Annotated in this window: 8 protein-coding genes; all 8 read right to left on the reverse strand. The window is 63.9% G+C overall.

The window, feature by feature from the left end; translation table 11 throughout:
• Positions 1-27 precede the first annotated feature (27 nt).
• Genes PMI38_RS02770 through PMI38_RS02805 form a run of 8 tightly spaced genes read right to left on the reverse strand, consistent with a single transcriptional unit; the run spans position 28 to position 7,978 of the window.
• The gene (locus PMI38_RS02770; protein ID WP_008090411.1) at positions 28-1,026 is read right to left on the reverse strand and encodes a septal ring lytic transglycosylase RlpA family protein; all 999 of its coding nucleotides are present in this window, start codon (positions 1,024-1,026) and stop codon (positions 28-30) included.
• Complete coding sequence (gene mltB, locus PMI38_RS02775; protein WP_008090413.1) at positions 1,026-2,036, reverse strand: lytic murein transglycosylase B; 1,011 nt, start codon at positions 2,034-2,036, stop codon at positions 1,026-1,028. Before mltB ends, PMI38_RS02770 begins: the two co-directional genes overlap by 1 nt.
• Positions 2,037-2,053: 17 nt before the next feature.
• Positions 2,054-3,157, reverse strand: coding sequence for a rod shape-determining protein RodA (gene rodA, locus PMI38_RS02780; RefSeq protein ID WP_050548546.1), 1,104 nt, complete (start codon positions 3,155-3,157; stop codon positions 2,054-2,056).
• A 38-nt stretch (positions 3,158-3,195) separates the two neighbouring features.
• Positions 3,196-5,085, reverse strand: coding sequence for a penicillin-binding protein 2 (mrdA, locus tag PMI38_RS02785; RefSeq protein ID WP_008090416.1), 1,890 nt, complete (start codon positions 5,083-5,085; stop codon positions 3,196-3,198).
• A gap of 16 nt (positions 5,086-5,101) precedes the next feature.
• A complete protein-coding gene (gene rlmH / locus PMI38_RS02790; RefSeq protein ID WP_008090421.1) occupies positions 5,102-5,569 on the reverse strand; it encodes a 23S rRNA (pseudouridine(1915)-N(3))-methyltransferase RlmH in 468 nt (155 codons plus the stop codon).
• Between the two features lie 9 nt (positions 5,570-5,578).
• On the reverse strand, positions 5,579-6,001 hold the full coding sequence (gene rsfS, locus PMI38_RS02795; protein ID WP_008090423.1) for a ribosome silencing factor: 423 nt from the start codon (positions 5,999-6,001) through the stop codon (positions 5,579-5,581).
• A gap of 44 nt (positions 6,002-6,045) precedes the next feature.
• On the reverse strand, positions 6,046-6,705 hold the full coding sequence (gene nadD / locus PMI38_RS02800) for a nicotinate-nucleotide adenylyltransferase (protein WP_008090424.1): 660 nt from the start codon (positions 6,703-6,705) through the stop codon (positions 6,046-6,048).
• 1 nt (position 6,706) lies between these two features.
• Positions 6,707-7,978 carry a glutamate-5-semialdehyde dehydrogenase gene (locus PMI38_RS02805; protein ID WP_008090426.1) on the reverse strand — a complete coding sequence of 424 codons (1,272 nt, stop codon included), beginning with the start codon at positions 7,976-7,978 and terminating at the stop codon, positions 6,707-6,709.
• Between the last annotated feature and the right edge of the window lie 172 nt (positions 7,979-8,150).

Raw genomic sequence — 8,150 nt, forward strand, 5'->3', positions numbered from 1 at the left:
GGCTTGCCGGCGATGAAGCCGGTACAGTCAGTCTGTGACCAGCTTGGCCTGCCCAAGGTTCGCCAGGCGAATGCTGTCTTGGGTCTGCTGGATCTCGCCCTGGCTGTTGATCGGCCCCAGGCGCACGCGGTGCAGGGTCTGCTGGTTACGCACGATGGAGCTGATGAATACCGGTGCGCTGACCATGGTGCTGAGCTTCGAGCGCAGCAGCTCGGCGGCGTCCGGGTTGGCGAAGGCGCCCACCTGCAGGAAGCTGCCACCGTTGGCGCCCGGCACATTGTTGCCGCCCACCTGCACCGGCACCACCGGCGCCGCATGCTGTTGTGGCGGCGGGGTCCACTGCTCGACCCGCCCGGTATTGGCCGCAATCGCCTGGGTTTGCGCGACCTGAGGCTCCTTCAGTACCAATGGCGGTTGCTGACCCTTCTGGGCCCACCACTGCTGCGGATCGATGCCTTCGACACGCACGCGCGCGGTACCGATCTCCGCATAGCCCAGTTTCTTGGCGGCGGCATAGGACAGGTCGATGATGCGGTCGGAATAGAACGGGCCACGGTCGTTGACGCGCAAGATCACGCTGCGGCCGTTGGCCAGGTTGGTCACCTTCACGTAGGCCGGCAACGGCAAGGTCTTGTGCGCCGCACTCATGCCGTAGAGGTCATACAGCTCACCGTTGGCGGTGTTCTGGCCGTGGAACTTGGTGCCGTACCACGATGCGGTGCCCTCGGCGCGGTAGTTGCGCGAGTCCTGCATCGGGTAGTAGGTCTTGCCCAGCACCGTGTAAGGGTTGGCCTTGTAGTTCCCGGTATGCACGGTCGGCGTGGCATCGGGAATCTTGTTCACGTCCACGTCCCACCACGGCGCGCCGTCCTTGTGGGCCCGGTTGATATCCAGGCCGGGCTTGGAACTCACGGTATTGCCGCTTGGCTTGGAGGTCGGGCCGCTGGAGGAACAGCTGGCCAGCAGCGCGCCGACGGCCATGCAGGTCAGCAGCTTGAAGGTGTTGGCAGTGAAGATTGCGCGCATTACTTGACGCCCCGTGCTTGGACCAGCTGTTCCGCTAGTTGATGCACCGCCATGGCATACATCACGCTGCGGTTGTAGCGAGTGATCGCGTAGAAGTTCTTCAGGCCCATCCAGTACTCGGGGCCGTTTTCGCCCTCCAGGCGGAAGGCGGTAACCGGCAGATCATCGCGCAGCGCATCATGGCTCGACCAGCCCAGTGCCCGCAACTCCCCGAACGTCTTCGCCGGTTCGATACCGGTAGTCAGGCCCTCGTCGGCACGTGCGCCACTGACCTGGGCGCGGCTGACCACCGCCTCCCCGGCCACCCAGCCATGGTGCTTGAAGTAGCTGGCCACGCTGCCGATGGCATCGTCGGGGTTGTTCCAGATATTGATGTGGCCGTCGCCGTCGAAATCCACCGCGTAGTTGCGGAAGCTGCTCGGCATGAACTGCGGCAGGCCCATGGCGCCAGCGTAGGAGCCCTTGAGGGTCAGCGGGTCGAGCTGCTCTTCACGCGCCAGCAGCAGGTACTCGCGCAGCTCCTTGCGGAAGAATTCGGCACGGGGCGGGTAATCGAAGCCCAGGGTCGACAGCGCATCGATGACGCGGTAGTTACCGGTATTACGACCGAAGAAGGTCTCCACACCGATGATCGAGACGATGTACTGCGCCGGTACGCCATATTCCTGCTCGGCACGGGCCAGCACCGCCTCATGCTGGCGCCAGAAGTCCACCCCGCGCGCGATGCGCGCATCGGTGATGAACATCGGCCGGTAATCCTTCCACGGCTTGACCCGCTCGGCCGGACGCGAAATGGCGTCGAGGATCGACTGCTTGCGCTGCACCTCACGGAACACGCCCGTCAATTGTTCACCGGCAAAACCGTAGTCGCGGGTCATCTCGCTGACGAACTCGGCCACCTGGGGCGAGTCGTCGTAGTCGCCGGCATGAGCGAGCTGGACAGCGCTGAACAGGCCCACCGCACCGATCCACGGCGCACAACGGGCAGCCCAGTTACGCACTGCTTGCATGAAATTCTTCACCTTATTCAAACCTGTGCGATCCATTTGCGGTGCGTATGGATCGACATCAGAACGCCAAACGCTGACAGCAGCGTCACCAACGAAGTTCCGCCATAGCTGATGAAGGGCAGCGGCACGCCCACCACGGGCAGAAGGCCGCTGACCATACCGATATTGACGAACACGTATACAAAGAAGGTCATGGTCAAGCTGCCCGCCAGCAGCTTGCCGTAGAGAGTCTGGGCCTGGGCGGTGATCATCAGTCCGCGGCCGATCAGCAGCAGGTAGACGATCAGCAGCAGGCAGATACCGACCAGGCCGAATTCCTCGCCGAGCACCGCAATGATGAAGTCGGTGTGGCTTTCAGGAAGGAAGTCCAGGTGCGACTGGGTGCCCAGCAGCCAGCCCTTGCCGAACACCCCGCCCGAGCCGATCGCCGCCTTGGACTGGATGATGTTCCAGCCGGTGCCCAGCGGGTCGCTCTCCGGGTCGAGGAAGGTCAGCACGCGCTGTTTCTGGTAGTCGTGCATGACGAAGAACCACATGGCCACGGCCACGGGCACTGCGGCGGCCAGCACGCTGATGATCCAGCGCCAGCGCAAGCCGCCCATGAACAGCACGAAGGCACCGGAGGCGAGAATCAGCAGCGCCGTGCCCAGGTCGGGCTGGCGGACGATGAGAATGAACGGCACGCCGATCAGCACCAGGCTGATGGCTACGTGCTTCAGCTGTGGCGGCAAGGTGCGCTTGGCCAGGTACCAGGCGATGGTCGCCGGCATGATGATCTTCATGAATTCCGAGGGCTGGAAGCGGATCACCCCGGGGATGTTGATCCAGCGCGTGGCACCCATGGCGTTGTGGCCCATCACGTCCACCACGATCAGCAGGAACACCCCGGCCAGGTATGCCAGGGGCACCCAGCGCGCCATGAAGCGCGGTTCAAGCTGGGCAATGACGAACATCGACACCAGGCCGATGCCGAACGAGGTGGCCTGCTTGATCAGCAAGTCCCAGTTCTTGCCGCTGGCCGAATAGAGCACGAACAGGCTGCCGGCCGCGAGGGTCAGGAGGATGACCAGCAAGGGGCCGTCGATATGGATGCGCTGCAGAAAGCTGGCGCGTCGACGCATCACGTCCTCGCTGGAGAGCATGCGATCGAAGTTGTTTTTCACGGGGCCGTTTCCTGGGCGACGGTGGCAGGGGCGAATTCAGGCTTGAGCCGGCCGTTCTCGTCGAGCAGCCAGGCGTCCATGATCTGCCGCACCACGGGGGCAGCGACGCCGGAGCCGGATTCGCCGTTTTCAACCATTACCGACACCACGATCTTCGGCGCGTCGGCCGGGGCGAAGGCGACGAACAAGGCGTGGTCGCGATGGCGCTCCTGAAGTTTGTTACGGTCGTACTTCTCACCCTGCTTGATCGCCACCACCTGAGCGGTACCGCTCTTGCCGGCGATACGGTACTGGGAACCGGCCGCGGCCTTGCGCGCGGTACCCCGGGCGTTGTGCATCACCTGCTCCATGCCATGGGTGACCTTGGCCCAGTCGGACTTGTCGCGCAGGACGATGTCTTCCATCGGGTTGGGGTCCACCGGCGGCTGGCCTTCGATGGTCTTGGCCAGGTGCGGGCGGTTCCACACACCCTTGTTGGCGATCAGCGCAGTGGCCTGGGCCAGCTGCAGCGGGGTGGCCTGCATGTAGCCCTGGCCGATGCCGAGAATCAGCGTTTCGCCCGGGAACCAGGCCTGGCGGCGGGTGGCGCGCTTCCACTCACGCGAAGGCATCAGGCCGGGCGACTCCTCGAACATGTCGAGGGCGACCTTCTGGCCGATGCCGAACTTGTTCATGTAGGTGGACAAGCGGTCGATGCCCATCTTGTGGGCAAGGTCGTAGAAATAGGTGTCATTGGAACGCATGATCGCGGTGTCGAGGTCGACCCAGCCATCACCGGAGCGGTTCCAGTTACGGTATTTGTGATCGTAGTTGGGCAGCTGGTAGTAGCCAGGGTCGAACACCCGGCTACCGGCATTCACCACACCACTGTCGAGGCCGGCGATGGCCACTGCCGGCTTGATGGTCGAACCCGGCGGATACAGGCCGCGCAGTACACGGTTGAACAGCGGCCGGTCGATCGAGTCACGCAGTTCGGCGTAGGCCTTGAAGCTGATGCCAGTGACGAACAGGTTGGGGTCGAAGCTCGGCTGGCTGACCATCGCCAGCACCTCGCCGGTACGCGGATCGAGCGCCACGACCGCGCCACGGCGACCGCCCAGGGCGGCTTCGGCGGCTTCCTGCAGCTTGATGTCCAGGCTCAGCACGATGTCCTTGCCCGGCTTCGGATCGGTGCGCTTGAGCACCCGCAGCACCCGGCCTCGCGCGTTGGTCTCGACTTCCTCGTAGCCGACCTGGCCGTGCAGGTCGTCTTCGTAGAAGCGCTCGATACCGGTCTTGCCGATATGGTGAGTACCGCTGTAGTTGACCGGGTCGAGGGTCTTGAGCTCTTTCTCGTTGATCCGCCCGACGTAGCCGACCGAATGGGCAAAGTGCGCCCCTTGCGGGTAATGACGCACCAGTTGGGCAACCACTTCCACGCCCGGCAGGCGGAACTGGTTCACTGCCACACGGGCGATCTGCTCTTCGGTCAGCTCGAACAGGATCGGTACCGGTTCGAACGGTCGCCGCCCCTGCCTCATGCGCTTCTCGAACAGCGCCCTGTCGTCCGGCGTGAGCTCCAGCACTTCGACGATGTTGTCCAGCACTTCCTGCCAGTTACCCGCACGTTCACGGGTCATGGACAAGCTGAAGCTGGGCCGGTTATCGGCGATGATCACCCCGTTACGATCGAAGATCAGCCCGCGGGTCGGCGGAATCGGCTGCACGTGCACCCGGTTGTTCTCCGACAGCGTGGAGTGGTAGTCGTACTGGATGATCTGCAGGTAATACAAGCGTGCAATCAGTACGCAGATCAGCAACACGATCGCGACTGCGCCGACCACGACGCGGTTGCGCACCAGGCGGGCGTCTTTCTCGTGGTCCTTGAGACGGATCGGCTGCGACATCGGACTGCTTACAGGCTCATTTATGGTAAGGGTGCCCGGACAACACGGTCCAGGCGCGATAGATCTGCTCGCCGATGAGTATCCTTACCAACGGGTGCGGCAGGGTCAGCGGCGACAGCGACCAGCGTTGCTCGGCGCGCGCGCAGACCTCAGGCGCCAGCCCTTCCGGGCCGCCCACCATCAAATTCACCGTGCGCGAGTCCAGGCGCCAACGGTCCAGCTCTGTGGCCAGCTGCTCGGTACTCCAGGGCTTGCCATGGACCTCGAGCGTGACGATGCGTTCCCCAGGCTGCACCTTGCTCAGCATGGCTTCGCCCTCCTGACGGATCAGGCGGGCGACGTCGGCATTCTTGCCACGGGTGTTCAGCGGGATTTCCACCAGCTCGAGCGACAGCTCCTGGGGCAGGCGCTTGGCATATTCATGCCAGCCTTCCTCGACCCATTTGGGCATGCGCGAGCCCACCGCGATCAGACGCAGACGCACGACGCTTCCTTATTCCCGGTCTTTGAGCTTGTCGGTGAAGTAGTCGCTGGCGTTTTCCGGGCTGTGGTGCTTGGCATCGGCGGCACGGCTCTGCTCGGCACCCAGCCACAGGCGCTCCAGGTCGTAGAACTGGCGGGCAGCGGCGGTCATCATGTGCACGATGACATCGTTCAGGTCCAGCAGCACCCAGTCGCTGTCGCCCTTGCCTTCTTCGCCCAGCGGCTGCGCGCCTTCTTTCTTGACGGCTTCACGCACCTTTTCCAGCATCGCGTTGATCTGGCGATTGGAGGTACCGGTGGCAATGATCATGTAGTCGGTCAGGCTGTGCTTTTCGCGCACGTCGATGACCTGGATGTCCTGGGCCTTGACGTCTTCCAGCGCGCTGATGGTCAGTTTGACCAGGTCTTCGCCATTGATTTTCTGCTTGCTCATAAAAAACTCTTCGACTCGTTTGAATGAGGCGCCCTGGGGCACCGTCAGTTAGGGGCACGATACAGTTCGTGCGCCTCGATATAGGCCAGTACGGCGTCCGGCACCAGGAACCTCACCGATTTGCCGCTGGCCAGCAGCTGTCGGATCTGTGTAGCCGACACCGCGAGCGGCGTCTGCCAGACGAACGAAATATTCCCCGCCGGGCCGGACATGGCGGTGGGATCGCTCTCGGAGCGCGCAGCCAGCAGGTTGCGCAGCTCGTCAGTTGGTTCAACGTCGGCATCTGGGCGTTGCAGCACCAGGATGTGACAGTGTTGCAGCAGCTCTTCCCAGCGGTGCCAGCCAGGCAGGCCACAAAAGGCATCCCAGCCCAGCACCAGGAACAGCTGGTCGTTGGCGCTCAGTTCGGCGCGGATCGATTCCAGGGTGTCGATGGTGTACGACGGCTTGTCGCGCTCCAGCTCCCGGGCATCGACAGTCAGGCGCTCGACGCCTTGCACCGCCTCGCGCACCATTGCCAGTCGGTCCTGCGCCGCCACCTGCGGGGTATCGCGGTGTGGCGGACGGGCATTGGGCAACAGGCGCAGCTCATCGAGCGCCATGAACTCGGCCACCTCAAGCGCGCTGCGCAGGTGGCCGATGTGCACGGGGTCGAAAGTACCGCCAAGAATGCCGATGCGCCGGACTGCCTGGGCCTTGCTCAACTCAGCAGGACTCCTGGCCGCGCAGTTGGCCGTCACCGATCACTACGTACTTCTCGCAGGTCAGGCCTTCCAGGCCGACAGGGCCGCGAGCGTGCAGCTTGTCGGTGGAAATGCCGATCTCCGCGCCCAGACCGTACTCGAAACCGTCGGCGAAGCAGGTCGGGGTATTGAGCATCACCGATGCCGAGTCGACCTCGGCCATGAACTGGCGAGACTGCCCCTGGTGCTCGGTGATGATCGAATCGGTGTGGTGCGAACCATAGTGATTGATGTGCTCGATAGCCTGGTCCAGGCCATCGACCACACGAATCGACAGGATCGCGTCGAGGTACTCGGTGTGCCAGTCGTCTTCAGTGGCCGGCTTGGCATCGATCAGCGCACGGGTGCGTTCGCAGCCGCGCAGCTCGACGCCTTTGTCCTGGAAGCGGCGGGCCATTTCCGGCAGGAAGCCTGCGGCCACACGTTGGTCGACCAGCAGGGTTTCCATCGCGCCGCAGATGCCATAACGGTAGGTCTTGGCGTTGAAGGCGACGCGCCAGGCCTTGTCCAGGTCGGCGTGCTCGGCGACATAGACGTGGCAAATGCCGTCCAGGTGCTTGATCACCGGCACGCGTGCATCACGGCTGATGCGTTCGATCAGGCCACGGCCACCGCGCGGGACGATGACATCGACGAACTCGGGCATGCTGATCAGCGCGCCGACCGCTTCCCGGTCGGTGGTCTCGACCACTTGCACCACCGCTGCCGGCAGACCGGCCTCGGCCAGGCCACGCTGGATGCAGGTGGCGATGGCGCGGTTGGAGTGAATGGCCTCGGAACCGCCACGCAGGATCGTGGCATTGCCCGACTTCAGGCACAGGCTGGCAGCGTCGATGGTCACGTTCGGGCGCGACTCGTAGATGATGCCGATCACGCCCAGTGGCACGCGCATCTTGCCGACCTGGATACCCGACGGGCGATAGCTCATGTCGCGGATGGCACCGACCGGATCCGGCAGGCTGGCCACCTGGCGCAGGCCGGTGATCATGCCATCGATGCGCGCCGGGGTCAGGGCCAGGCGGTCCAGCAGCGCCGGCTCCAGGCCATTGGCACGGCCGGCGGCCAAGTCCAGTTCGTTGGCTGCGGCAAGCTCGACACGCGCGGTGTCCAGGGCATCGGCGGCGGCCTGCAGGGCGCGGTTCTTCTGCGCGGTACTGGCGCGGGCGATCACCCGGGAAGCCTGGCGAGCGGCGCGACCCAAGCGGGTCATATAGTCAAGAACGGACTCAGTCATGGGTTCGGTGTCTTGGCGAAGGGGAAATCGGCTGATTATAACTGTCGCGCAGGTGTACGCCCAGCGGCGGGTGGCGGATGGTCGAAAATGGTCATCGCCAAAACCAGGAAAGATGTAACTGCGCTTATCGAAATGTCCTCTTGCAGGTCCGGCCTATCGCCGGCGAGCCGGC

The sequence above is a fragment of the Pseudomonas sp. GM84 genome (assembly GCF_000282535.1).
Taxonomy (GTDB): Bacteria; Pseudomonadota; Gammaproteobacteria; order Pseudomonadales; family Pseudomonadaceae; genus Aquipseudomonas.

Bases quoted from the DNA above. Each gene is read 5' to 3' on its own strand.
- PMI38_RS02770 (WP_008090411.1), bottom strand. From the start codon at position 1,026: ATGCGCGCAATCTTCACTGCCAACACCTTCAAGCTGCTGACCTGCATG.
- mltB (WP_008090413.1), bottom strand. From the start codon at position 2,036: ATGCAAGCAGTGCGTAACTGGGCTGCCCGTTGTGCGCCGTGGATCGGT.
- rodA (WP_050548546.1), bottom strand. From the start codon at position 3,157: ATGCGTCGACGCGCCAGCTTTCTGCAGCGCATCCATATCGACGGCCCC.
- mrdA (WP_008090416.1), bottom strand. From the start codon at position 5,085: ATGTCGCAGCCGATCCGTCTCAAGGACCACGAGAAAGACGCCCGCCTG.
- rsfS (WP_008090423.1), bottom strand. From the start codon at position 6,001: ATGAGCAAGCAGAAAATCAATGGCGAAGACCTGGTCAAACTGACCATC.
- PMI38_RS02805 (WP_008090426.1), bottom strand. From the start codon at position 7,978: ATGACTGAGTCCGTTCTTGACTATATGACCCGCTTGGGTCGCGCCGCT.